This window comes from Kitasatospora sp. NPDC015121 (assembly GCF_055562955.1).
In genome coordinates this window covers 97,056-121,786 of record NZ_JBVHEH010000001.1, presented here as the reverse complement: position 1 = coordinate 121,786, position 24,731 = coordinate 97,056, and the positions used below count along the sequence as shown (strand labels likewise).

Genomic DNA, 24,731 nt, shown 5'->3' with positions numbered 1-24,731 from the left:
GCGGGGGCGGGCCGGCGGTGCGACTTCTATGGAGCGAGCGTGGAGCCGAACGGACATCAGTTCTCCTGGAAGGGATGGGGCGCCGCGTGGGACGGCGGCGCTGCCCGAAACCGTAGGGTGATCGGACGAACGCCGGGGCGGGGCGCGCCGCCGACGCCGTCCGGGTCGCCCGAAGGGCCGAGGCGTCCGTGGGCCGGTCGGTCGATGCGGTGTCGGGCTACCGCCCGGTACGGTCGGGTCCATGACCACCGCTCTCATCACCGGCGCCACCGCCGGCATCGGCGCCGCCTACGCCAACCGCCTGGCCCGCGACGGCCGCGACCTGGTGCTGGTCGCCCGCGACACCGAACGCCTCGCCGCGTCCGCCGCCGAACTCACCGCCCGCCACGGCGTCCGGGTCGAGACGCTGACCGCCGACCTCGCCACCGAGGCCGGCATCGAGGCCGTCGAGGAACGCCTGCGCGACTCCGCCCGCCCCGTCGACGTCCTGGTCAACAACGCCGGCTTCGGCCACCGGGGCACCTACCTGGACGTTCCCGTGCAGGACGAGCTCGACATGCTGAAGGTGCACGTCGAGGCGGTGCTGCGGCTCACCACGGCCGCCGTCCCCGGCATGCGCGAGCGCGGCTTCGGCGCGGTCGTCAACGTCGCCTCGGTGGCCGCGTTCCTGCCGCGCGGCACCTACGGCGCGACCAAGGCCTGGGTGGTCAACTTCACCCTCGGCATCGCCCGCGACCTGGCCGGCAGCGGCGTCCGCCTGCAGGTGCTCTGCCCCGGCTTCACCCGCACCGAGTTCCACCAGCGGGCCGGCATGGGCACCTCCTCCATCCCGGCCTGGGGCTGGCTGACCGCCGACCGCGTCGTCGACGACTCGCTGCGCGACCTGGCCCGCAACCGCCCGCTCTGCGTCCCCAGCAAGCGCTACAAGGCGGCCGTCGCCGCCGCGAAGCTGCTGCCGCCGGGCGGCCTCGGCAAGGTCTCCAACACGGCGGGCCGCGACTACCGCAAGCCCTAGCGGAGCGGCCCCGGCGGCGGGGGGCCCGGCGACAGAGGAACCGGCGGCGGGGGCCCGGCGGCGGGGCGGCCGGTGCGGGGGTGCCGGGGGTGGCGGGGCGGGAATGCCGAGAAGTTTAGGTTTGCTAATGATGAGCAAGGCTCGCTAAGCTCGGCCCGTCACCCCTACACCGACCCCCAGGAGGTCCCCGTGCAACCGAACCGGATCGACTGGACGCCGCCCGAGGGCCAGCGGAGGGAACCCGCCCAGGTGCGGCGGATCCTGCGGCTCTTCCGCCCCTACGCCGGGCGGCTGGGTCTGGTGGGACTGCTGGTCGCGGCGTCCGCCGTGGTGTCGGTGGTCACGCCGTTCCTGCTGCGCGCGGTGCTGGACACCGCGATACCGCAGGGGCGGACGGGGCTGCTCAGCCTGCTCGCGCTCGGGATGATCGCGGCCGCCGTGGTCACCAGCGTGCTGAACGTGCTGCAGACGCTGATCTCCACCACCGTCGGCCAGCGCGTCATGCACGACCTGCGGACGTCCGTCTACCGGCACCTGCAGCGGATGTCGCTGGCGTTCTTCACCCGCACCCGCACCGGCGAGGTGCAGTCCCGGATCGCCAACGACATCGGCGGCATGCAGGCCACCGTCACCGGCACCGCCACCTCGCTGGTGTCGAACCTGACCGCCGTGGTCGCCAGCGTGGCCGCGATGGTCGCGCTCGACTGGCGGCTGACGGTCGTCTCGCTGCTGCTGCTCCCGGTGTTCGTCTGGATCAGCCGCCGGGTCGGCCGCGAGCGCAAGAAGATCACCGGTGAGCGGCAGCGCCGGCTGGCCGGGCTGTCCTCCGCCGTCCAGGAGTCGCTGTCGGTCAGCGGCATCCTGCTCGGCCGCACGATGGGCCGCTCCGACTCGCTGACCCGCGAGTTCGCCGAGCAGTCGGACGAGCTGGCCGGACTGGAGGTGCGCGCCAGCATGGCCGGGCGGTGGCGGATGTCCACCATCGGCATCGTGATGGCCGCGATGCCCGCGCTGATCTACTGGGCGGCCGGCCTGGCCTCCGCCGCCGGGGCGCCGATCGTCTCGCTCGGCACCCTGGTCGCGTTCGTCTCGCTCCAGCAGGGCCTGTTCCGGCCCACCGTCAGCCTGCTGTCCACCGGCGTGGAGGTGCAGACCTCGCTCGCCCTGTTCCAGCGGATCTTCGAGTACCTCGACCTGCCGGTGGAGATCGACGAGCCCGAGCACCCCGTCCACCTGGAGCGGATCCGCGGCGACGTCCGGTTCGAGGGCGTCGAGTTCCACTACCGCCCCGACCAGGACCGCCCCACCCTGTCCGGCATCGACCTGACCGTCCCGGCCGGCGGCTCGCTCGCCGTGGTCGGCGAGACCGGCTCCGGCAAGTCGACCCTGTCCTACCTGGTGCCGAGGCTGTACGACGCCACCGCCGGCCGGGTCCTGATCGACGGGGTGGACGTGCGCGAGCTGTCCTTCGAGACGCTGGCCCGCGCGGTCGGCGTGGTCTCCCAGGAGACCTACCTGTTCCACGCCTCGGTCGCCGACAACCTGCGCTTCGCCAAGCCCGACGCCACCGACGCCGAACTCGTCGAGGCCGCCCGGGCCGCCCAGGTCCACGACATGATCGCCGCGCTCCCGGACGGCTACGACACCATGGTCGGCGAACGCGGCTACCGCTTCTCCGGCGGCGAGAAGCAGCGCCTGGCGATCGCCCGCACCGTGCTGCGCAACCCGCCGATCCTGGTCCTGGACGAGGCGACCAGCGCCCTCGACAACCAGACCGAGCACGCCGTCCAGCAGGCCCTGGACGCCCTCGCCGCCGGCCGCACCACCCTCACCATCGCGCACCGGCTCTCCACCGTCCGGGACGCCGACCGGATCGCCGTCCTCGACCGGGGCGAGATCACCGAACTCGGCACCCACGACGAGCTCCTCGCCCGGGACGGCCGCTACGCCGCGCTGGTCCGCCGCGAGGCGCTCCCGGTGCCCGCGGCCTGAGCCGGGGGCTCACCCCCAGGGCCGCAGCTTCTCCGGGTTGCGCACCACCCAGACCCGGGCGATCCGGTCCCCGACGACGTCGAACGCGAACACGCCCACGGTGACCCCGGCCACCCGCGCGACCAGCCCCGGGCGGCCGTTCACCGGGCACTCCACCAGCACCGTGCCGGCCGGCGCCCCGCCGTACCCGGCCACCGTGCGGGCGATCCGCTCCCCGCCCGTCAGCGGCTCCAGCAGCGCGCCGACCAGGCCGCCGCCGTCCGCGACCACGGTCGCGTCCGGGTCCAGCAGCCCCACCAGCGCGCGGACGTCCTTCGCCTCCCAGGCCCGCTTGAACTCCCGCACCAGCGCGCCCTGCACCGGCGCCGGGGCGGTCGACGGCGCCGCCGCCCGGACCCGGCGGCGCCCCGAGACGGCCAGCTGGCGGCAGGCCGCCGCCGAACGGCCCACCACCACCGCCACCTCGGGGAACGGGTAGCCGAACACGTCGTGCAGCACGAAGGCGACCCGCTCGGCCGGGGTCATCGACTCCAGCACCACCAGGAACGCCATGTGCACCGACTCGTCCAGGGTGACCCGGTCCGCCGGGTCCCCGTCCGCGCCCCGCCCCGGGCCGTCCCCCGGCACCGGCTCGGGCAGCCACTCGCCCACGTAGCGCTCCCGCCGCACCCGGGCCGAGCCCAGCAGGTCCAGGCAGATCCGCCCGACCACCGTGGTCAGCCAGCCGCCCGGCGCCACCACCTCCGCCCGCCGCCCCGGCGCCATCGCGTACCAGCGGGCGTACGCCTCCTGCACCACGTCCTCGGCGTCGGCCAGCGAACCCAGCAGCCGGTACGCCACGTCGGTCAGCCGCCGCCGCTCGGCCGCCACCACCCGCAGGACCTCGTCCCGCCGTCCGTCCACGGTCTCCTCCACGCCGCTCCTCCTCGTTCCGTCCCCCCGTAGACCGGACAGCGCCCCGGAACGTGACAGCGGCCCGCACCTCACACGTCGGCGGGCCGTTTCGTCGTACTGGTGGACAACCGAACGGAGAGAGCGATGAACGACTTCCAGCCGGTCGCGGACCGGGTCGAGATCCAGGCCCTGCAGGCCGAGTTCACCGACGCGGTGATGATGCGCGACCGCCCCCGGCTCGCGGCGCTGTTCACCCCCGACGGGGTGCTGCGGATGCCCGACGTGCCGATCGAGCTGACCGGCCCCGAGCAGATCCGGGCCGGCGGCGAGAGACTCCAGGAGCAGTGGGAGTTCTTCGTGCAGAACACCCACCCCGGCACCGTCCGGATCGACGGCGACACCGCCACCGGACGGGCCCACATGTACGAGCTGATCCGGCTCCGCGACGGCTGGCAGGGCGTCAACCACGCCGTCTACCACGACCGTTACCGGCGCACCCCGGAAGGCTGGCGGTTCACCGAACGGGTCTACGAGATCCGCTACCTGGACACCAGCCCGCTCGGCGGCACCGCCCCCGGCACCGCCCCCGGCACCACCCGCCCCGACCCCGCCGCCCCCGCCACCGAGGACCGGCTCCAGCGGGCCGCCGCCGCCCTCGCCGCGCGCGGCTTCGCCGTCGAGGTCCTGGACGACGCCGCGGCCGCCCGCGAGCGCGTCCGCGCGCTCCTCCCGGACGGCGCGAGCGTGCTCACCACCGCCAGCGAGACGCTCCGGCTCTCCGGCATCGAGGAGGACGTCGACGGCCGCCCCGGCGCGGTCAAGCCCCGCCTGCTCGCCATGGACCGCGAACGCGAGGCCGACGAGCTGCGCCGCCTGCTCGCCACCCCCGACGTCGTCCTCGGCAGCGTCAACGCCCTCGTCGAGACCGGCGCCCTGGTGCTCGCCTCCGCCTCCGGCAGCCAGCTGCCCGCCCACGGCGGGGGCGCGGGCCACGCCGTCTGGGTGGTCGGCGCCCAGAAGCTCGTCCCCGACCTGCCCGCCGCCCTGCGCCGGGTGCACGAGCACACCCTGCCGCTGGAGGACGCCCGCAGCCGGGAGGCGTACGGCGCGCCCGCCGCCGTCAACCAGCTCCTGGTGCTGCACGCCCCGCCCCGGCTCGCCCGCGGCACCGTCCTGCTGCTGCGGGAGGCCATCGGCTACTGAACCGGCGCCGCCCGGGCCCGCCGCTCCCCGCGCCGGGGGAGGAGCGGGCCGGGCGGCGGGCCTCAGGCGCTGAAGTCGGCCGTCCGCTCCGGGGAGGCCTCGGCGAGCGCCTTCGTGACGGCCTCGACGCCCGCGCGCAGGCCGTAGACCGGCGTCGCGGGCTGCTGGCGCCAGGAGTCGTCGATGCCGCCGGCGTCGACCGTGTCGAAGCCGAGCGCGTCGATCAGCCCGCGCACCAGCTCCTTGGCGGCCGGGTCGTCGCCCGCCACCGGCAGGGCGATCCGCTCCGGGTCGCCGGCCGGGCGCGGGGCGTCCAGGATGTCCTGCGCGTAGGTGCCGTTGAAGGCCTTCACCACGGGGTGGCCGAGCTGCCGCTCGACCCAGCGGCTCTCGGTCAGGCCCTCGTCCTCGATGGCGGCGATCCGGCCGTCCCGCTGGCGCGGGTAGTAGTTGTTGGTGTCGAGCACGGCGAAGCCCTCGGCCGCGCCGGCCAGCACGTCGTCGGGCAGGTCGGGGACGTTCTTCAGCGGGATGGTCACCACGACCAGCTCCGCGCCCGCCGCCGCCTCGCCGACCGGCACGGGCGTCGCGCCCGTCTCGGCGGCGAGGTCGGCCAGTGTCTCGGGGCCGCGCGAGTTGGCCACCGCCACCTGGTGGCCGAGGGAGGTGAGGCGGCGGGCCAGGTTGCCGCCGATGTTGCCCGCGCCGATGATGCCGATCTTCATGGAACGCTCTCCGTGCCTCTCGGGTCCGTGTCGCGAGCCCGGGGAGGAAGGGCCCGCGAGGAAGCCGAACAGGCTCGCCCGCCCGGTTGTTCCCGGACGGGCGGAAGTCTCCCGACGGAGCGTCAGGCGGCCTTGGGCGACTCGTTGTACTGCTCGGCCAGCTCCTGCCCGGACAGCGCGTGGATCGCCGCCATCACCTCGTCGGTGACCTGGCGGCGGGCCTTGGCCGAACGGGCCTGGCCGTGCAGCTCGTCGAAGTGCAGCGGCTCGCCGAACCGCACGCTGATCCTGCGCAGCCGGGGGATCCGCTTGCCGACCGGCAGGATGTGCTGCGGCCCCTCCAGCGCGACCGGCACCACCGGGACGCCGGCGGTCAGCGCCAGCCAGGCCACGCCGGTCTTGCCGCGGTACAGGCGGCCGTCCAGCGAGCGGGTGCCCTCCGGGTAGATGCCGAAGGCCCGGCCGGAGTTCAGGATCTCCAGGCCCTCGTCCAGCGAGGCGGTGGCGGCCCGGACGCTGCCCCGCTCGACCGGGACGGCGTTGATCACGTGGGTGAAGAAGAACCGGGACACCGCGCCCTTGAGGCCGGTGCCGGTGAAGTACTCGGCCTTGGCCAGGAAGAACACCTGGCGCGGCGCGGCCAGCGGGATGACCACGCTGTCGACGAACGACAGGTGGTTGCTCGCCAGGATCACCCCGCCCTTGCGCGGCACGTTCTCCAGGCCCTCGATCGTCGGCCGGTACAGGGCCTTCGCGAGCGGCTTGAGCACGAGCTTGGTGACGAGGTCGATCACGGTGTTGGCCCTCCCTGGCCGGACAGACGATCCGGCCGGGGAGCGTCCCCGGCCGGGGGCCCGCCGCGGGGGCGGGGCGCGCGGCACGGTACGGGGCCGGACCGCTGGGTAACGGATCGCAGACTACGACATGCACCCCGCGGTCCGTCCACACCCGGCGCCGCCGTGGCGCTGCGATCCTTGTCACGCCCGCCTCGTGGACGGCCGCCTGCTCACATGGTGAGACGGCGGGGTCGGGTCAGCCGCGGACCGGGAAGATCCGGCTGACCACCCGCTCGGCGGCCCGCCCGTCGTCCCAGGGGCAGAACCGCTCCCGGAAGCGCCGCCGGGCCTCCGGCTCCGGGTCGCCCGCGAGCAGCGCCGCGACCAGCGCGTCCTGCTCGGTGGTGACCGCGCCGGGCGGCTCCTTCATCAGGTCGAAGTACACGCCGCGGACCTCCTGGTACTCCTCCCAGTCGGGGGCGTACACGGCGATCGGCCGGTCCAGCACCGCGTAGTCGAACATCATCGAGGAGTAGTCGGTGACCAGTGCGTCCGCCGCCAGGTAGAGGTCCTCGACGACTGGGTGGTCGGAGACGTCCAGCAGGGTCGCCGCGCCCGGCCCGGCGGTCAGGTCGCCCGCGCCGCCGTCGTGGAAGTAGTGGGTGCGCACCAGCACCGTCCAGCCGGAGCCGAGCCGTTCGGCCAGCGCGGGCAGGTCCAGCAGCGGCAGGTAGCCGCCGCGGGACTCCCGGTGGGTCGGCGCGTACAGCACGGTGCGCTGCCCGTCGGCGATGCCCAGCGCGCGGCGGGCGTCGACGCACTGCCCGGGGGTGGCCAGCGCCAGGCGGTCGTTGCGCGGGTAGCCGGTGTCGAGGATCTGGTAGGTGCCGGGGAAGGCGCGGGCGAAGTGCCGGCTGGTGTGCGGGTTCGGCGAGACCAGGTAGTCCCAGCGCCCGACCACCTCGCGCAGCCGCTCGAAGTCCATCCCGTCCGCCGCGAGCGGCCGGTCCACCAGGTCCATGCCCATCGCCTTCAGCGGCGTGCCGTGCTGGGTCTGCACGTGCACGCTGCCGGTGCGCTTGGTCATCGCGTGCGGGAAGTTGACGTTGTTGACGAAGTACTTGGCGGTGGCCATCGCCTTCAGGTAGGCGGGCGTGTTGACGATCACGTACGGCACCCCGGCGGGCAGCGTGGCGGCCCGCTCGGCGTTCTCCACCACCCACACCCCGCGCACCTGCGGCGCCAGCTCCTTCGCCTTGGCGTAGATCGCCGCCGGGTTGCAGGCGTACCCGCGGTGCCAGTACGCCGCGTACACCGCCAGGTTCTCGTCGATCGGCAGCCGCTTGAAGGTGTTGTACGCGGTGAGCCGGGCCCCGCCGCGGACCACCTTCTTCACGCCGGGCGCCACCGCCCTGGTGCCGCGCTTGACCGCGCCCGGCAGCCGGCCGCCGCGCCGCAGCTCGGCGTAGGCGCGCCGGGAGCCGCGGGCGGCCAGCCGGTACTGGACGCCGCGCACGCCGGGCGGGTAGTGGTAGCCGGCCGGCCGGTGCTTGGCGAAGTGGCCGGTGATCCGGGCGAAGAACTCCGCGCGCAGCTCGGGCGGGACCAGTCCCGGGGTGTCGTAGACGGTGAGCGCCTGCTTGACGGTGCGGTCGAAGACCAGGGTGCGCAGGGCGTTCGCCCGGTCGTTCCGCTCCAGGAAGGCGAAGATCGCGTCGTACTGGGCGAAGGCGTCGGCGTGCTTGGCGGAGGCGGTGGCGGTGATCGCGCCCGGGCGGCCGCGCCGGTAGTTGTAGCAGGGCCGGTCGAGGTAGAGCAGCCGGTCGGCGGCCAGCAGCAGCGGGTAGGTGACCGAGATGTCCTCGTAGTGCCCGCGGCCGAAGTGCACGTCCAGGCCGAGCAGGTAGTCGCGGCGCATCACCTTGTTCCACACCGCGAGGACGGCGTTGAACAGCGCCGGGTGCTCGGCGGCGGTGCAGCCGGAGACCAGCGGGGAGCCGGCCAGCACCTTGCGCCACGGGTTCGGCTCGCGGCCGCCGTCGGGGTAGACGTGGGTGAAGTCGGTCAGCAGCACGTCGGCCGGCAGCTCGCGGGCGGTCTCGGCGCGCAGTTCGGCCAGGACGGCGTCGATGCTGCCCTCGGGCAGCCAGTCGTCGCTGTCGACGAACCAGACGTACGTGCCGGTGGCCTCGGCCAGCCCGGCCGTGCGGGCGCCGCCCAGGCCCTGGTTCTCGGTCAGGTGCAGTACCCGCGTCCGGGGGTCGCGGGCCGCGTGCGCGTCCAGCAGGGCGCCGCAGTTGTCGGGGGAGCGGTCGTCCACCGCGATCAGCTCGACCTCGCCGGGCGCGGCGCCCTCGGCCCGGAGCGAGTCCAGGCACTGCGGCAGGAAGCGCTCCACGCCGTGAACGGGCAGGACGATGCTGAGCAGGGGTGGCACGTGCGTTCACTCCGCGAAGGGACGAGGGTGGCGGCCGGCGGGGCGCCCGGTACGGACACTCTACCGAGCCGGGCTGGGGGCTCCCTGGGAGCGGACGGGGCCCGGGGCGGGCCGGCGGGCCCGGTGCCGGGGCCGCGGCACCCCGGGCGCAGGTGGTCGGGGTGACCGGGGTGCCGCGGACGGCGGGGAAACGCGACCGCCGGTGCCGCGCCGTAGGAGCGGCGGCACCGGCAGTCCGGTTGGCGGTCCGACCGACCCTCAACGATCGACCGCCGGTCCGTCCACCACGTCGGAGTCGGGCCGCCGCAGCGTCGAGACGGCCGGACAGTGACTCACCGTGGTGTCGGAAGGGTAACGGGATGGTCGGGTGGTTCGTTCATACTCGAAATCACCCGACCGGGGATGGGTGGGTGTTCCCGGCGATCCCGTGTCGATACAGATATTGCTTGGAGGTTTCAGCCACGTCAATCCCTCGTATGTGTTCAATTTCTGAACTCGGGATGTCGTGGCCGCGACGGTCTCGCGCCGGGGTGCGCCGAGCGCGCGGTGCTTGGATGGTGCACCATCAACCGATGCGCAGTCGTGACCGAGACCGGCGGGCCCTGGTGGGGCGTCAGTTCCGTTCGCACGATACGGTGGCAGAACACCAGGACGGTTGTGTGAAGGCCGTCGTAGCCGGATAGTCTTCGCCTCACGGCCCTGGCGCCTCGTAGGGGTGGGAATACAGATGGAACAGATGCAAGTGCGACCGCGGCCCCGGGTGCCCGCGATCCAGTGCGGCGTCGGCACGACCGGCCGCCGGATCGACCGGCACCTGGCCGTCCTCGGCGCGCCCGCGCTCGCCGCGGTGGACACGGCGGAGGCCCTCGGCCTGATAAGGGAGCTGACCCCGCGCGGGCCCAGCGCCCCCGCGGCCGCCGCCTCGCCGCGCCGCAGCGCCCGGGTCTCCCTGATGGCCCCGCTGCGCCGCCTGAAGCGCAGCCTCTTCGGCAGCCGCCGCTGACCCGGCGGGCCTCCGGACGCGCGAGCGCACCCGGTGGCCCGCCGAGGTCGGCTGCCGGCACCCGACGGACCGGGAGAAGTCCGTCGGGCCTTCGTCGTACCCTCCCGCCGCCGTGGCGCACGGTGGCGGCCCGCTGGCGCGCCCTGGCGGGACCCTGGCGGTCGGGTGGCGTTCGGCCGTCACCCCTAGCGGGAGGCGCACCAAGATCGGCCAGGATGGTTCCATGTCCGACACCTTCCACACCCAGACGCTCGACATCACCACCGGCCGCGACGAAGTCGCCCTGGACGTCACCGACCGCTGCCACGCCTTCCTCCGGGAAGTCGCGGACGGCCGCGACGGACTGCTCAACGTCTTCGTCCCGCACGCCACCGCGGGCATCGCCGTGATCGAGACCGGCGCCGGCAGCGACGACGACCTGCTCGCCACCCTGCGCGAACTGCTCCCCGCCGACGACCGCTGGAACCACCGGCACGGCAGCCGCGGCCACGGCCGCGACCACGTGCTGCCCGGCCTGGTCGCCCCGCACGCCACCCTGCCCGTGATCGGCGGCCGGATCGCCCTCGGCACCTGGCAGTCCGTCGTCCTGATCGACACCAACGGCGACAACCCGCGGCGCAGCCTCCGGCTCTCCTTCCTCGGCTGACGTCCCGCAGGCGCCCCGCAGGCGTCCCGTGGCCGCCCCGTGGAACGCCCCACCGCCGGGGGCCCGTCCGACCCGTGGAAGGGCCCCGCCCGCGGGCGGGGCCCGGCGTACCCTGGACGGCATGGGAGAACAGCAGTCGACGGCGGCCGGGAACGGACCCGAACAGGTCTGCGAGGTGTCCGCCGACCCCGAGCAGGCCCTGCGCGGACTGCGGCCCGGCGGGCCGGGCGAACGGGCCGCGTGCGTGCTGTGCGGCGAGCCGACCGAGCACCCGGCCGACGCCCCCGGCAGCCCGCTGTGCCCCGTCTGCACCTGGCAGCAGGCCCAGCGCGCCGCCTGCTCCGGCTGACGGATGAGGCCCGCCGAGGCCCTCCGCGGCCGGATCGAGCGGCCGCACGCCACCCTCGCCTACACCGTCACCGGCGGGCCCGGCCCGCTGGCCGTGCACGCCCACGGGGCGCTCTCCAGCCGGGCGCACGAACGCCGGGCCGGCCTGTTCGACTGGACCGGCCTGGACCGGACCCGCCGACTGGCCCGGTACGACGCGCGCGGCCACGGGGACTCCACCGGGCGGGCCGTGCCCGACGACTACCGCTACCCCTCGCTCGCCGAGGACCTGCTCGCCCTCTGCGACCACCTCTCGCCCGACGCGCCCGTCACCGCGCTCGGCGCCTCCATGGGCGCCGCCACCGTGCTGTGGGCCGCGCTGGCCCGCCCCGAACGCTTCGACCGCCTGGTGCTGGCCGTCCCCGCCGTCGCCTGGGCCGCCCGGGCTCCGCGCCGCAGCGCCCTGCGGGCCGCCGCCACCCTGGTCGAACGGCGCGGCGCCGGCGCCCTGACCACCGCCGCCCGGCTCGCCGGCCCGCCCGCCGTCCTCGCCGAAGTCCCCCAGTACACCAGCGAGTTCGACCTCCCCGAAGCCCTCCTCCCGGCCGCCATGCGCGCCGCCGCCGACTCCGACCTCCCCGCCCCCGAAGCCCTCCGCGACCTCCCCCACCCCACCCTCCTGCTCGCCTGGGACACCGACCCCCTGCACCCCCTCGGCACCGCCCGCACCCTCGCCGCCCACCTCCCCGGCGCCCGCCTGCACGTCTCGCGCACCCTCGCCGACGTCCGGAGCTGGGGCCGCCTGGCGACCGACTTCCTGGCCGAGGGGGAGCGGCGCGCGGTCGGCGGCTGAGCGCGGGGGCGCCGCCCCGGGGCGGCGCCGGGGCCCGCCGTCAGGCGTCCTCGCGGGTGGTGTGGTGGACGGTGGAGCCGGTGCGGTGCTTGCGGACCAGGAGTTGGGCGGGGACGCGGGTGCGGAGGTCGGCGACGTGGCTGACGATGCCGACGGCGCGGTCGCGTTCGCGCAGCGAGTCGAGGACGTCCATGACCTCTTCGAGGGCGTTCTCGTCGAGGGTGCCGAAGCCCTCGTCGATGAAGAGGGTGTCCAGGGGCATCCCGCCGGCCTCGTCGGTGACGACGTCCGCGAGGCCGAGGGCGAGGGCGAGGGAGGCGAAGAAGGACTCGCCGCCGGAGAGCGTGGCGGTGTCGCGTTCGCGGCCGGTCCAGGCGTCGACGACGTGCAGGGAGAGGCCGGAGCGCTTGGTGCCGGAGACCAGGCCGTCGCTGTGGACGAGGGTGTAGCGGCCGCCGGACATCTTCAGCAGGCGCTGACTGGCGGCGGCGGCGACCTGCTCCAGGCGGGCGGCCAGCACGTAGGACTCCAGGCGCATCCGCAGCGCGTTCTCGGCGGGGGCGCCGGCCAGCAGCGCGGCCAGCCGGCTGGTGCGGGCGAACGCGTCGAGGACCGGGGCGAGTTCGGCGGCCAGCGCGGCCAGGTCGCGGCCGATCCGGGCCAGGTCGGCGACCCGGCGGCGGGCCGAGTCGTGCGCCGAGTGCGCCCGGGCCAGCACCTCGTCGGCCCGGGCGGCCGCCGCGCGGGCCGGCTCGGCGGCGGCCGGCGGGAGCTCGGCGGCGGCCCGCAGCACGGGATCGGCGAGCCGGCCCGAGGCGAGTTCCAGGTCGGCGTCGAGCTGCTTGAACTGCCGCTTCAACGCGTCGAGTTCGTACGGGGGCAGGACGGCCGCGTCGAGATCCGGCAGACCGGCGAAGCCCGCGGCGAGGGCGGCCCGGCGCAGCGCCTCGGCGGTCTCGGTGCGGCGGTCGGCGGCGTGCCCGGTGGCCCGGGCGGCGGTCAGCGCGGCGGTCGCGGCGGCGGCCAGCGCGGTGACGGCGGCGGTGCGGGCGGCGACCGAGGGGGCGTCGCCCCGGGCAGCGGCGATCCGCCCGTCCAGGGCGGCGAGTTCGGTGGTCAGGGCGTTCAGCTGGCCGGTCAGCTGGGCGGTCAACTCGCCCGCCTGGCGGAGCTGTTCGCGGCGGGCGCGGCCGTCGCGCTCCAGCTGTTCGAGCTGCTGGCCGAGCGGCAGCCAGCGCTCCGCCGCCTGCAGCACCGAGCGCCGCCGCTGCGCCAACTCATCCGCCTCGGCGGCGAGTTCGTCCACGCTGCGGCCTCCCGCAGCGGCCTCGGCAGCCGCCGCCCGCGCCGCGATGGTACCCACCCGGACGGTGGCGGCGGCGAGTTCGTCCTCGGCGCGGTGCTGGTCGGCCCGGGCGCGGCGCTCGTCCTCGGCGGTGACCTGCCCGGCCGAGGGCGCGGCGGGGGCCGGGTGCTCGGGCGAGCCGCACACCCGGCAGGGGTCGCCGGGAGTCAGGGCGGCGGCCAACTCGGCGGCCATGCCCGCGAGTCGGCGCTCCTGGAGGTCCAGGGCGCGCTGGCGGGCGTCCTGCGCGGCGCCGGTCAGGGCGCGGACCAGGTCCTCGGCCCCGGCGTGCTCGCGGAGCAGGGCCAGGTGCTGGGCCGCCGCCTGCCGGCGCCGGGTCAGCTCGCCCTGCCGGGCGTCGAGCAGGTCGAGTTCGGCGCGGGCCTCGCGGGCCGCCTCGCGTTCCCGCTGGAGCCGGCCGAGCCGCTCCTCGAAGGCCTCCAGCCAGCGCCGGGCCTCGTCGGCGAGGTCGTCCGCGTCGCCGCGCCGGCGCTCCAACCGGGCCCGCTCGGCCAGCAGTTCGCCGTGCCGGGCCTCGTCCGCGCCGGCCGCCTCCAGCCGGCCCGCCTCGGCGCGGGCCGCGCCCTCGACGGCGAGCAGGTCGTCGGCGGTGTCGAGCGGCCCGGACCAGCCGGCGGCCGCCGCGCGGGCGGCCAGTTCGGCCCGGCGGGCCTGCTCGGCCTGCCGGGCGGCGGCGTGCGCCTCCTCGGCCTGCCGGTGCGGGGCGCGCAGCAGGGCCGGGGCCTCGGCGGCGAGCGCCGCCGTCAGCCGGGCCCGGGCCGGGGCCGAACCGGCGGCGGCGTCGGTGAGCCGCAGCAGCTCCTGCCGGGCCCGGTGGTAGCGGTCCTGCCGCTCGGCCAGCGCCTGCTGCTCCGCGAGCCGGTCGCGGGCGGCGGCCCGGGCGTCCGCCGCGGCGGCCAGCCACAGCCCGGCGGACTCGGCCCGCTCGGCGGCGGCGACCCGCAGCAGCGCCCCCCAGGCCAGCACCTCGGCCGGCGCCGCGTCCGGCTCGGGGCGGTGCGCGGCGGCCTCGGACCCGGCGGCGGCCAGCGGGCCGGCGGCCTCCTCGGCGCGGGCCAGCAGGGCGTGCACCCGCTGCCGGGCGCCCTGCACCTCGCGCTCGTGGCGCAGCCGCAGCTCGGCCGTCCAGCGCTCCAAGCGCTCGAACCGGCCGGTGTCGAAGAGCCGGCCGAGGAGTTCGGCGCGCTGCCGGGAGTCGGCCCGCAGGAACCGGGCGAAGTCGCCCTGCGGCAGCAGCACCACCTGGCAGAACTGCTCGCGGTTCATGCCGAGCAGCCGGGTCAGCTCCTCGCCGACCTCCTGGTGCGACCTGCTGACCGCGACCCAGCCCGGCCCGCCCGTCCCGGCGTCCTCGGCCCACTCGCGCAGCAGGGTCTGCGCCTTGTCCGCGGTCAGGCCGGTGCCGCGCTTCTTCGGCCGCCACTGCTCCGGGCTGCGGGTCACCTCCAGCCGCCGCCCGCCCAGCGTCGCCTCCAGCACCACCTCGGTGCGCAGCCCCGGGGCGGCGTGGTCGCTGCGCACCCCGTTGCTGCGCCGGGTGCCGGGCAGCTCGCCGTACAGCGCGTAGCAGACCGCGTCCAGCACGCTGCTCTTGCCCGCGCCGGTCGCGCCGCGCAGCAGGAACAGGCCGGCCGCGGAGAGCAGGTCGAAGTCGATCCGCTCGGTGCCCGCGAACGGGCCGAAGGCGGTGACGGTGAGCCGGTGCAGCCTCATCGGGCGCCCTTCGCGGTGGTGGGGGTCATCGGGCGCTCTCCTCGGCCCGGTCGGCCGCCGTGCGGCGCACCGACTCCAGGCCCTCCAGCAGCCAGGCCCGCTCGTCCCCGGCCAGCTCCCGGCCGGGGCGGACGTGCGCGACGAAGCCCTCCACCACCTCCCGGTCGCTGCGCCCGCGTACCCGCCGGGCGTACGAGGCGCCGTCGGCGCGCTCGCCGCCCTCCGGCTCGAACAGCAGCTGCAGGGTGTGCGGGAAGCGGGCCCGCAGCCGCTCCATCGCGTCGGCCGGGCGGACCGGGTCGGTCAGGGTGGCCTGCACCCAGCGGTCCACGGCGTACTCGTACTCCTCGCGGGCCAGCAGGTCGTCGATCCGGCCCCGGAGCCGGGCCAGCCGGCGCGGCACCGGGCACGGGATCCGGCGGGCCTCCACGGCGCCCGCCGCGTCCAGCTCGACCAGCCACGTCGACTTCTCGTGGTCCGCCTCGGAGAAGGAGTACGCCAGCGGGGAGCCCGAGTAGCGCAGGTGCGGGGCCAGCGTCTGGCAGCCGTGCAGGTGGCCCAGGGCCGCGTAGTGCACGCCGTCGAACACCTCGGCGGGCACCGACTGCACGCCGCCGACCGCGATGTCCCGCTCGCTGTCGCTGGCGGCGCCCCCGGTCACGAAGGCGTGCGCCAGCACCACGGCGCGGGTCCCGGCCGGGCGGGTCGCCAGGTCGGCGCGGACCGCGTCCATCGCGGCGGCCAGCACCTGCTCGTGGCCGCCCCGCGCCACGCCCAGGCGCTCGCGCACCAGGGCCGGCTCCAGGTAGGGCAGCCCGTACACGGCCACCGGGCCGTGCTCGTCCGCCAGCAGCACCGGCTCGGCCAGCGCGCCCGGATCGGTGCGCAGGTGGATGCCGGACCGGTCGATCAGCCGGGCGGCGGTGCCCAGCCGGCGCGCCGAGTCGTGGTTGCCGGAGATGAACACGGCGGGCACGCCCAGCTCGGCCAACCGCCACAGCGCCTCGTCGAACAGCTCGACGGCCTCCAGCCCGGGCAGCGCCCGGTCGTAGACGTCGCCCGCGACCAGGACGGCCCCCACCCCCTCGGCGGTGACGGTCGCCACCAGGTGGTCCAGGAACGCCCGCTGCGCCCCGTGCAGGTTCTCCCGGTGGAAGGACCGCCCCAGGTGCCAGTCCGAGGTGTGCAGCAGCTTCACTCGGACGCTCCCCGCGGCATGTCCCGTCACTCCTCGTCGTTCCGGTGGCTCCGGCTTACGAGTATCACAGGTGCCGGACACCGCCCCGGGGGAGCCGGGTCGCCCTCCGGGCGGAGGGGGCCGGGGCCCGTAGCAGACGCGGTGACCCGGGTGGCGGTCGGGGCTGTTCATCGGTCGGGTGTTCGGGGAAGATCATCAGATGGTGCGGCGGGCGGCCGGGAGAGCGGAGGGAGCGGGATGGGCATCGAGTACAGCCCGGAGATCTCCGACCTGCTCGGGCGGGTGCGCCGGCGGCCGAACGCGGGGTGGCCGTGGCGGCCGGGGGAGCCGGTGCCGGCCGGGTTGACGGTGAAGCAGTCCTGGGGGTGGCTGTTCGCGCCGGACGGGCGGGTGCTGACGCTGGTCAACCCGCGGGACGGCGTGGTCAGCCTGCCGGGCGGCTCGCTGGAGCCGGAGGACGCCGGGGACCCGGGGCGGGCGCTGGCCCGGGAGGCGGGGGAGGAGGCGCAGGCGGTGATCGGCGGGCCGGTCTACCTCGGGTACCTGTACGACCGGGTGGGGTCGGCGAACGGCGGGCACGAGTGCGCCCGGGTGCGGATGGCGGCGGCGCTGCGCGGGGCGGGCCCGTCGGCGCCGGACCCGGCCTCGGGGCGGCACTACCGGCGGCTGCTGGTGGCGCCGGGCCTCGCGGTGGAGCTGCTCGGCTGGGGTCCGGCGGGCCTGCGGCAGGCGCGGGCGGCGGTCGCGGCGGCGGTCGCGCGCTGGGGCGTACCGGCGCGGGCGGACGAGACGATCGAGGAACTGCCGCCCGGGGGCTGCCGGTTCTGCTGAGCGCGCGCGGGGCGCGGGCCGGGGGACGTGCCGGGGGGTGGTGCGCCGGAGGCGGCTACCCGGGGGTAGGGGTGGTGGAGGGGTCGGCGGGTGGATTCCCGCAGCCCAGGTCAGGGATGGGTCTGCGCGCGTAGCGCGCGTTCGGGTCGTGTTCGGTGAGCGTTCGTCAATTTCTTTGGCATGACCGCTTCCCCACGAGGCTACCGGCTGGTATCCAATGTGTGGCCTGCGTCACTCACTGGAGGTTCGATGCCCAGAATCCGTGCCGTCGCGGTCGCGTTCACCGCGGCCGCGCTGTCCGTCACCACCCTCGCCGCCGCCACCCAGGCGAGCGCCGCCGGCGTCAACTACGCCGCGCTGGGCGACTCGTACTCGGCGGGCGTCGGCTCCGGCAGCTACACCGGCGACAGCGGCAGCTGCAGCCGCAGCACCAAGGCGTACCCGTACCTGTGGAAGGCCGCGCACGCGCCGACCTCGTTCGCGTTCGTGGCCTGTTCGGGGGCGAGGACCGGGGACGTGGCGGCCAACCAGCTGGGGGTGCTCAACTCCTCGACCACGCTGGTGTCGATCACCGTCGGCGGCAACGACGCCGGGTTCGCCTCGACCATGCAGACCTGCGTGCTGGACAGCGAGAGCGCCTGCCTGAGCGCCGTGAACACGGCCAAGAGCTACGCCACCAACACGCTGCCGGGCAAGCTGGCGGGCCTGTACGGGCAGATCCGGGCGAAGGCCCCGAACGCCAAGGTGGTCGTGCTCGGCTACCCGCACCTCTACCAGGTGCCCGGCACCTGCATCTTCGGGATCTCGAACACCAAGCGGACCGCGATCAACGGCGCCGCGGACACCCTGGACACGGTGATCGCCAAGCAGGCGGCGGACGCCGGGTTCACCTTCAAGGACGTCCGCTCGGCGTTCGCCGGGCACGAGATCTGCGGGTCCTCCACCCAGTGGCTGAACAGCACCTCGCTGCCGATCAGCGACAGCTACCACCCCAACGCGAGCGGCCAGGCCGGCGGCTACCTGCCGCTGTTCAGCGCCGCCGCGTGACCCGCCGGCGGTAGCGCGGGACGTCCGTGGGGACGGACGGGATGACCGGTGGCCGGACTCGTGCGAGGAGCCCGGCCACCGGCGTCCTTCCCGGGTACCCGCGGTCAGCGCAGGTACGCGGCGAGCGGCGCGGGCTTCAGGCCGGCCCGGTCGGCCGCGTCCAGCGCGCGCTGCAGGTCGGCGGCCAGGGTGTCGGTGAAGTGCAGGATGACGATGTCGCCGGCCTGCAGCGCCCCGCCCGGGTGGGAGGTGTTCGAGGCGCCCCAGCCGAAGTCGGCGTTGGCGGTGACCAGGTACCTCATGCCGCAGTTCGCGGCGGCCTGCCGGGTGTCGTCGTTCGCCGCGAAGTACGGCGGGCGCAGCAGCGTCGGGACGGTGCCGTAGCGGGCGGTCACGGCGTCCCGGGCGTCGCAGATCTCGGCCTGCTGCTCGGCCAGGGAGAGGCCGGTCAGGTCGCGGTGCGAGACGCTGTGGTCCTCGATCGACGAACCCGGCACGGCGGTGGCCCGGCTGAAGTACTCCGGTTCGAAGCCCTCCGGCATCGGCAGCGGGAACGCGGTCACCGGCACCTTCCGGTCGGCGATCAGCCGCAGGGCCTCCGGGGTGCGGGCCCAGCCGTCGTCGACGGTGATGAAGACGACCGGGTCGGCGGTCGGCGCGCTGCTGGTCAGCGGCACCGGCGCCGGGCTGTCGCCGGTCACCGAGACGTCGTCCACCGCGATCGGCCCCTGCCCGTACCAGCCGTGCACGTACAGCTGCACCGAGGTGGTGCCCGCCCCGGTGGTGAACGAGGTGCTCAGCCGCTGCCAGCCGTCCCCGGTGGACGCCGTCCAGGCCGGCGGGACGTCGTGGCCGGTGCCGGTGGCGCCGAGGAAGGCGTACGAGCCGCGCACCCAGGCGCTGTACGTGTAGCTGGTGTTCGGGCGCACCGCGAGGGTCTGCGCGCACCGGGCGGTGGAGTCGGCCGAGGCGGGGGTGGCCGTCAGCGCGGCGGAGCCGGTGCGGGCCGCGGCGGTGACCGCGCCCTCGCCGGGCGCGCAGTGCCAGCCGGGGATCGAACCCCAGTCGGCCAGCGGCAGGGTGGGGATCTCGAAGCCCGGGTTGGTGACCAGGTTCGGCGCGACCGGGGCGGCCGGCGCGGTCGGCACGTCCGCGCGGGCGGCCGGCGCGATGGCCGGCGAGGCCAGCGCGGCGGTGACGGCGAGGGCCGCGAGACGGCGGCGGGCGGAACTGAGCACGGGTCAACTCCAGTGTGGGGGACGGGCGGAGGAGCGACTCCCGGAGGGGCGGGGGTCGGGTGGGGGCCCTGCCGCACCAGGCCGGAGCACACAATGGACTGGACCAATCCCGGTGGTCAAGCGGAATCGCCCAACCGGCGCGGGAGATCGGTCAACCGGCGTAGAGCTCCTCGATGTCCTCCGCGTAGCGCTCCGCCACCGCCGCCCGCCGGATCTTCAACGACGGCGTCAGCAGCCCGTCCTCCATCGAGAACTCGCGCGGCAGCAGGCGGAACGCCCGGATCGACTCCGCCCGCGACACCGAGGTGTTCGCCGCCCCCACCGCCCGCTGCACCTCCTGGTGCAGCTCCGGGTCGACCAGCGCCTCCCACACGTCCATCGGCGGCCGCCCGCGGGCCCGCAGCCAGTGCGCCAGCGCCACCGCGTCCAGCGTGATCAGCGCCGCCAGGTACGGCCGGTTGTCGCCCACCACCAGGCACTGGGCGATCAGCGGGTGCGCCCGCACCCGCTCCTCCAGCACCGCGGGCGCCATGTTCTTGCCGCTGGAGGTCACGATCACCTCCTTCTTCCGGCCGGTCAGCGTCAGGTAGCCGTCCTCGTCCAGCACCCCCAGGTCACCCGTCGCCAACCAGCCCCGGCACAGCGCCTCGTCCGAGCAGCGCGGGTGGTTCAGGTAGCCCGAGAACACCCCCGGGCCCTTCACCCACACCTCGCCGTCCTCCGCGATCGCCACCGTCGACCCCGGCACCGGGCGGCCCACCGTGCCGAACTTCGGCCGCCTCGGCGGGTTCGCGGTCACCGCCGCCGCCGACTCGGTCAACCCGTAGCCCTCGTACACCGTCATGCCCGCGCCCGCGAAGAACAGCCCCAACTCCCGCCCCAGCGTCGCCCCGCCCGACATCACCGCCCGCACCCGGCCGCCCAGCACCGCCCGCACCCGCTGGTACACCATCCGCTCGTACGCCGCATGCCGCAGCCGCAGCGCCGGCGACGGGCCCGGACCCCGCCGGTGCGCCCGGCGCTCCCAGGCCGCCGCCCACTCGACCGCCACCCGCTCGGCCTGGACGAACAGCTCCAGCCGCCCGGCCTCCTCGGCCGCCTCCCGGGCCCGGCGGTGGATCTTCTCGAACACGTACGGCACCGCGTGCAGGAAGGTCGGCCCGAACGCCGCCAGGGCCGGCAGCAGGCTGTCCGAGGACAGCTTCGCGTGGTGGCCGATCCGGATCCCGCCGCGCACCGCCGCGACCTGGGTGAGCCGCCCGTACACGTGCGCCAGCGGCAGGAACAGCAGCGTGGCCGGCTGCTCGCCCCGGGTGTCGTGGAACACCTCCGCCCAGCCCTCCAGCATGCTGTCCGCCACCGACGCCAGGTTGCCGTGGGTCAGCAGGCAGCCCTTGGGACGGCCGGTGGTGCCCGAGGTGTAGACGATCGTCGCCATCGAGTCCGGCGTCACCCCCAGCCGCTGACGGTGCACCAGCGCGTCCGGCACGCCCGCGCCGTCCGCCGACAGCTGCGCCACGCAGTCCCGGTCCAGCTGCCAGATGCCGGTCAGCTCCGGCAGCGCGTCGCACACCGCGCCGACCGTCATCGCCTGGTCCTCGTCCTCCACCACGCAGGCCACCGCCGAGGTCTCCGCCAGGATCCAGCGCACCTGGTCCGGCGCCGCCGTCGGGTACACCGGCACCGGGATCGCCCCCACCGACCAGAGCGCGTAGTCGAACAGCGTCCACTCCCAGCGGGTCGACGACATCACCGCGACCCGGTCGCCGTAGCGCACCCCCCGGGTCAACAGGCCCTTCGCCAGGGCCAGCACCTCGTCCCGGAAGCGCGCCGCCGTCACCGGCACCCACGCCCCGTCCACCCACCGCGAGGAGTGCACCAGCCGCGGCTCCCGCTCCGCCCGGTCGAACACCGAGTCCGCCAACCCGCCGGTCGGCCCGCCCCCGAGCGCGGGACTGCTGAACTCTCGCACCGTCCCCCCGATCCCGCCGTCCCCCCGCCCGCGGCCCGCACAGCCGAGGCGGCACTCGCGAAGCTACCGGATCGGCGCGGCGCTGCCCAGAGTCACCGACCGACGACACCCCGCATCGGCCGCAGCGCCGCAGGTGGGGGCCGTCCCGCGGGCCGGTGGGGAAATTCGAGGACGATCCGGACAACAGCCGATCACGATGCACTTCCACCCTACGAACGGGTGGTCAGGAAGTAGTAGGCTCGCGGCTCTCGAATCCGCCCGTACCCACCCCTGTCCGCCCGCGCCCCACCCCGCGCCCGACCACCCTCCACCCCCGGCGCACCCACCCGCGCCCGCCCACCCGCGTCCGGCGGCCTTCCCGCCCGAGGACCACTAAGGACCCGTATGCGCCTGCGCCGCAGCTCGATCCGCGCGAGGATCGTCGCGCTGCTCCTGGTGCCCATCGCGGCGCTCAGCGGCCTGTGGGTGTACGCCACGCTGGTCACCACCGGCGACGTGTGGAACCAGCTCGACCTCAGCTCCACGTACACCGCCTTCGGCGACCCCGCCGACCAGTACGCCTACGACCTCCAGCAGGAACGTTCCGCCGCCGTCCTGCGGCTGGCCGCCCCCGGCAACGCCGACTACGCCGCCGCCTACACCAAGGCCCGCACCGCCACCGACCGCGACCTGCAACTGCTGCGCTACCAGGGCGGCAGCCACGACGCCGGCAAGCTCGACGCCGACCAGCGCGCCCGCTACCAGGACGTGCTCGCCGTCGCCGACCAACTCGGCGCCATCCGCAGCCAGATCGGCCAGCAGCGGCAGAGCTGGGACGGCGCCCTCAAGGACTACAGCGACCTGATCACCCCGGTGTTCGCGTTCCGCTCCTCCTTCATCGCCAAGCAGAGCGGCGCGCTGCCCCGCCGGGGCACCATCCTGGTCGAGCTCTCCCGGGCCGGCGAGTACCTCTCCCAGGAGACCGCCGCGATGCGCGCCCTGCGGGCCGGCAGCGAGGCGAGCGCCCAGGACCCGCGCAAGCAGCAGGTCGCGCTCGACGCCATGAACGCCCAGCAGGCGCTGTTCCGCATCTACGTCGCCGAACTCGACGCCCCGGACCGGCAGGCCTACAACGCGCTGCGGATGGGCCAGGACTGGAGCTGGCTCACCGCCGCCGAGAACGGCTTCGACAAGGCCGCCGACCGCGCGGTGGAAGTGCGCGGCGGCCCCGTCGACTCCTGGGGCGAGACCGCCGACAAGGTCCTCGCCGACATCGACGCGATCAACTCCCGGCTCGCCGGGGACATCGGCGACCAGGCCCGCGACAACGCCGTCAACGCGCTGGTGCGCGGCGGCACGGCCGGCCTGATCGGCCTCGCCGCCGTCGTCCTCTCCGTCGTCATCTCCTACCGCACCGGCCGCCGCCTGGTGCGCGAACTCGTCGGCCTGCGCAACGCCGCCGCCGACCTGTCCGCCACCCGGCTGCCCTCCGTGATGCTCCGGCTGCGCCGGGGCGAGGCCGTCGACGTCGTCGCCGAAGTGCCCCAACTCGAGTTCGGCACCGGCGAGATCGGCCAGGTCGGCCGGGCCTTCAACGAGGTCCAGCGGGTCGCCGTCGAGGCCGCCGTCGAACAGGCCGAACTGCGCCGCGGCGTCTCCGCCGTCTTCGTCAACCTGGCCCGCCGCTCCCAGGTGCTGCTGCACCGCCAGCTCACCCTGCTCGACACCATGGAGCGCCGCACCGAGGACCCGCGCGAGCTGGAGGACCTCTTCCGGCTCGACCACCTCACCACCCGCATGCGCCGCCACGCCGAGGGCCTGATCATCCTCTCCGGCGGCTCGCCCGGCCGCGCCTGGCGCAAGCCGGTCCGGATGGTCGACGTGGTGCGCGCCGCCGTCGGCGAGGTCGAGGACTACGCCCGGGTGCACGTGCGGCCCTTCCCCGGCACCGGCCTGCTCGGCGCCGCCGTCGCCGACGTCACCCACCTGGTCGCCGAACTCGTCGAGAACGCCACCGTGTTCTCCCCGCCCCAGACCCAGGTCACCGTCCAGGGCGAGGTCGTCGCGCACGGCTTCTGCCTGGAGATCGACGACCGCGGCCTCGGCCTGAGCGAGCAGCACCTCGCCGACATCAACCAGCGCCTCGCCGTGGAGCAGGAGTTCGACCTCGCCGACACCGACCGGCTCGGCCTGTTCGTGGTCTCCCGGCTCGCCCGCCGGCACGGCATCCGGGTGCACCTGCGGCCCAGCCCGTACGGCGGCACCTCCGCCGTCGTGCTGATCCCGCGCGAGCTGCTCGCCGAGACCGTCGAGACCGCGCCCGACGCCCCCCGGCAGAGCGGCGAGGACACCGGCACCCACCGGCGGCCCCCGGCCCCGGGCGGCACCACCGGCCGCGGCGCCCACGCCGCCCCGGCCCCCGCCGCGCTCGGCGGCCCCCGGCCGTCCACCGCCGAACCCGCCGGCACGCCCGGCGGGCTGCCCCGGCGGCGCACCGGCGGCACCGCGCAGGCCGCCGAGGCCGAGGCCGCCACCGCCGGGGGCACCGGGCGCCACCGCCGCCCGGAGGAGGACGCCGGACGGCCCGCGCTGCCCGCCGGCCCCTCGGCCGTCCCCTCCGCCGCGCCGGCCGCCGGGCCCGCGCTCACCCCCGTCGCGGGCGGACTGCTGCCCAAGCGGGTCCGGCAGGCCAACCTGGCGCCGCAACTGCGGCCCGGCGCCGAGCCGGAGGCCGCCGAGGCCGCCGGACCGGCCCGCGAGCGCGACCCCGAGGAGGCCCGCTCCGCGTTCGCCTCCTTCCAGCGCGGCTTCGCCCGGGGCCGCGGCGACCGGCTGCAGCCCGCCTCGCTCACCGTGGTGCGCTCCGAGCCCGACCCGGACGACGCCGGGCGCGCCCCCGAACGGCCCTCGCCCGTCCGGCCGCCGCTCCCCGGGCAGCCGCCCAGGCTGCGGGTCGCGCTGCCCTCCGCGCCGGTGCCGCCCGCGCTGCCCGCCGCCCCCATCCGCTCCGCGCCCACCCGTTCCGCGCCCACCCGCTCCGTCCCGCCGGCGCACCAGACGCCGACCGCACCGCCCGCACCGCCCGCACCAGCAGAAGGAACCGAATCATGACCGCAACAACACCGCCGTCCGGGGACCTCGACTGGCTCCTCAACGACCTGGTCGGCCGGGTGGCGACCCTTCGGCATGCGGTGATCCTGTCCAGCGACGGCCTGGCCACCGGCGTCTCCAGCGGCCTGGGCCGGGAGGACGCCGAACACCTCGCCGCGGTCGCCGCCGGCTTCCACAGCCTCGCCAAGGGCGCCGGACGGCACTTCCAGGTCGGCGGCGTCCGGCAGACCATGGTCGAACTGGACGAGGCCTTCCTGTTCATCACCGCCGCGGGCGACGGCAGCTGTCTGGCCGTACTCAGCGACGCCGAATCCGATGTGGGCCAAATAGCCTACGAAATGGCACTGTTGGTCAAGCGCGTCGGCGAGCACCTGGCCGCCGAACCGAGGACCTGACCACGCTGCC

General features: G+C 75.7%; 19 protein-coding genes. 11 read left to right on the top strand and 8 right to left on the bottom strand.

All coding sequences use genetic code 11. The features are described from left to right. Positions 1–241 precede the first annotated feature (241 nt). Together ACZ3J7_RS00490 and ACZ3J7_RS00485 are read left to right on the top strand one after the other, a co-directional pair. Positions 242–1,015, top strand: a complete 774-nt coding sequence (locus ACZ3J7_RS00490) for an SDR family NAD(P)-dependent oxidoreductase (protein ID WP_465615297.1) — start codon at positions 242–244, stop codon at positions 1,013–1,015. A 189-nt stretch (positions 1,016–1,204) separates the two neighbouring features. Then, positions 1,205–3,007, top strand: a complete 1,803-nt coding sequence (locus tag ACZ3J7_RS00485; protein WP_465615295.1) for an ABC transporter ATP-binding protein — start codon at positions 1,205–1,207, stop codon at positions 3,005–3,007. 9 nt (positions 3,008–3,016) lie between these two features. Here ACZ3J7_RS00485 and sigJ read toward each other — a convergent pair whose 3' ends face one another. After that, the gene (gene sigJ, locus ACZ3J7_RS00480) at positions 3,017–3,922 is read right to left on the bottom strand and encodes an RNA polymerase sigma factor SigJ (RefSeq protein ID WP_465615294.1); all 906 of its coding nucleotides are present in this window, start codon (positions 3,920–3,922) and stop codon (positions 3,017–3,019) included. Positions 3,923–4,045: 123 nt separating this feature from the next. On the opposite strand from sigJ, the gene ACZ3J7_RS00475 reads away from it, so the two are divergent. Beyond that, positions 4,046–5,104 carry a nuclear transport factor 2 family protein gene (locus tag ACZ3J7_RS00475; RefSeq protein ID WP_465615292.1) on the top strand — a complete coding sequence of 353 codons (1,059 nt, stop codon included), beginning with the start codon at positions 4,046–4,048 and terminating at the stop codon, positions 5,102–5,104. Between the two features lie 62 nt (positions 5,105–5,166). Here the strand turns inward: ACZ3J7_RS00475 and ACZ3J7_RS00470 are convergent, their stop codons facing one another. The 3 genes from ACZ3J7_RS00470 to ACZ3J7_RS00460 all read right to left on the bottom strand — a co-directional run bounded on the left by ACZ3J7_RS00470 (position 5,167) and on the right by ACZ3J7_RS00460 (position 9,042). Beyond that, positions 5,167–5,829 carry an NADPH-dependent F420 reductase gene (locus tag ACZ3J7_RS00470; RefSeq protein WP_465615291.1) on the bottom strand — a complete coding sequence of 221 codons (663 nt, stop codon included), beginning with the start codon at positions 5,827–5,829 and terminating at the stop codon, positions 5,167–5,169. Between the two features lie 122 nt (positions 5,830–5,951). Beyond that, positions 5,952–6,623 (bottom strand): lysophospholipid acyltransferase family protein, encoded by a 672-nt coding sequence (locus tag ACZ3J7_RS00465; RefSeq protein WP_465615289.1) that lies wholly within the window; start codon positions 6,621–6,623, stop codon positions 5,952–5,954. Positions 6,624–6,861: 238 nt separating this feature from the next. Next, positions 6,862–9,042: a bifunctional glycosyltransferase/CDP-glycerol:glycerophosphate glycerophosphotransferase gene (locus ACZ3J7_RS00460; protein ID WP_465615287.1), complete on the bottom strand. Its 2,181-nt coding sequence runs from the start codon at positions 9,040–9,042 to the stop codon at positions 6,862–6,864. 727 nt (positions 9,043–9,769) lie between these two features. Between ACZ3J7_RS00460 and ACZ3J7_RS00455 the strand changes: the two genes are divergently transcribed. From ACZ3J7_RS00455 to ACZ3J7_RS00440, 4 genes are all read left to right on the top strand, one after another. Next, positions 9,770–10,045, top strand: coding sequence for a hypothetical protein (locus ACZ3J7_RS00455; protein WP_465615285.1), 276 nt, complete (start codon positions 9,770–9,772; stop codon positions 10,043–10,045). Positions 10,046–10,268: 223 nt separating this feature from the next. Beyond that, a complete protein-coding gene (locus ACZ3J7_RS00450; RefSeq protein WP_465615283.1) occupies positions 10,269–10,691 on the top strand; it encodes a secondary thiamine-phosphate synthase enzyme YjbQ in 423 nt (140 codons plus the stop codon). Between the two features lie 121 nt (positions 10,692–10,812). Further along, on the top strand, positions 10,813–11,040 hold the full coding sequence (locus tag ACZ3J7_RS00445; protein ID WP_465615281.1) for a hypothetical protein: 228 nt from the start codon (positions 10,813–10,815) through the stop codon (positions 11,038–11,040). A gap of 3 nt (positions 11,041–11,043) precedes the next feature. Beyond that, positions 11,044–11,871 (top strand): alpha/beta fold hydrolase, encoded by an 828-nt coding sequence (locus ACZ3J7_RS00440; protein WP_465615280.1) that lies wholly within the window; start codon positions 11,044–11,046, stop codon positions 11,869–11,871. A 40-nt stretch (positions 11,872–11,911) separates the two neighbouring features. Here the strand turns inward: ACZ3J7_RS00440 and ACZ3J7_RS00435 are convergent, their stop codons facing one another. Together ACZ3J7_RS00435 and ACZ3J7_RS00430 are read right to left on the bottom strand one after the other, a co-directional pair. Then, complete coding sequence (locus ACZ3J7_RS00435) at positions 11,912–14,950, bottom strand: AAA family ATPase (protein WP_465615278.1); 3,039 nt, start codon at positions 14,948–14,950, stop codon at positions 11,912–11,914. Between the two features lie 25 nt (positions 14,951–14,975). Beyond that, positions 14,976–16,148: an exonuclease SbcCD subunit D gene (locus tag ACZ3J7_RS00430; protein ID WP_465615276.1), complete on the bottom strand. Its 1,173-nt coding sequence runs from the start codon at positions 16,146–16,148 to the stop codon at positions 14,976–14,978. A 237-nt stretch (positions 16,149–16,385) separates the two neighbouring features. Between ACZ3J7_RS00430 and ACZ3J7_RS00425 the strand changes: the two genes are divergently transcribed. Together ACZ3J7_RS00425 and ACZ3J7_RS00420 are read left to right on the top strand one after the other, a co-directional pair. Beyond that, the gene (locus tag ACZ3J7_RS00425) at positions 16,386–16,979 is read left to right on the top strand and encodes a hypothetical protein (protein WP_465615274.1); all 594 of its coding nucleotides are present in this window, start codon (positions 16,386–16,388) and stop codon (positions 16,977–16,979) included. 249 nt (positions 16,980–17,228) lie between these two features. Then, positions 17,229–18,026, top strand: a complete 798-nt coding sequence (locus ACZ3J7_RS00420) for an SGNH/GDSL hydrolase family protein (protein ID WP_465615272.1) — start codon at positions 17,229–17,231, stop codon at positions 18,024–18,026. A 104-nt stretch (positions 18,027–18,130) separates the two neighbouring features. On the opposite strand, the gene ACZ3J7_RS00415 is transcribed toward ACZ3J7_RS00420, so the two are convergent. Next, positions 18,131–19,264, bottom strand: a complete 1,134-nt coding sequence (locus tag ACZ3J7_RS00415) for a polysaccharide deacetylase family protein (protein ID WP_465615270.1) — start codon at positions 19,262–19,264, stop codon at positions 18,131–18,133. A gap of 151 nt (positions 19,265–19,415) precedes the next feature. Beyond that, positions 19,416–21,236, bottom strand: coding sequence for an AMP-dependent synthetase/ligase (locus tag ACZ3J7_RS00410; protein ID WP_465615268.1), 1,821 nt, complete (start codon positions 21,234–21,236; stop codon positions 19,416–19,418). Between the two features lie 384 nt (positions 21,237–21,620). Here ACZ3J7_RS00410 and ACZ3J7_RS00405 point away from each other — a divergent pair, with 384 nt between their 5' ends. Both ACZ3J7_RS00405 and ACZ3J7_RS00400 read left to right on the top strand, forming a co-directional pair. Then, positions 21,621–24,326, top strand: coding sequence for a sensor histidine kinase (locus tag ACZ3J7_RS00405; protein ID WP_465615266.1), 2,706 nt, complete (start codon positions 21,621–21,623; stop codon positions 24,324–24,326). Continuing rightward, on the top strand, positions 24,323–24,721 hold the full coding sequence (locus tag ACZ3J7_RS00400) for a roadblock/LC7 domain-containing protein (protein WP_014139340.1): 399 nt from the start codon (positions 24,323–24,325) through the stop codon (positions 24,719–24,721). Before ACZ3J7_RS00405 ends, ACZ3J7_RS00400 begins: the two co-directional genes overlap by 4 nt. Positions 24,722–24,731 lie beyond the last annotated feature (10 nt).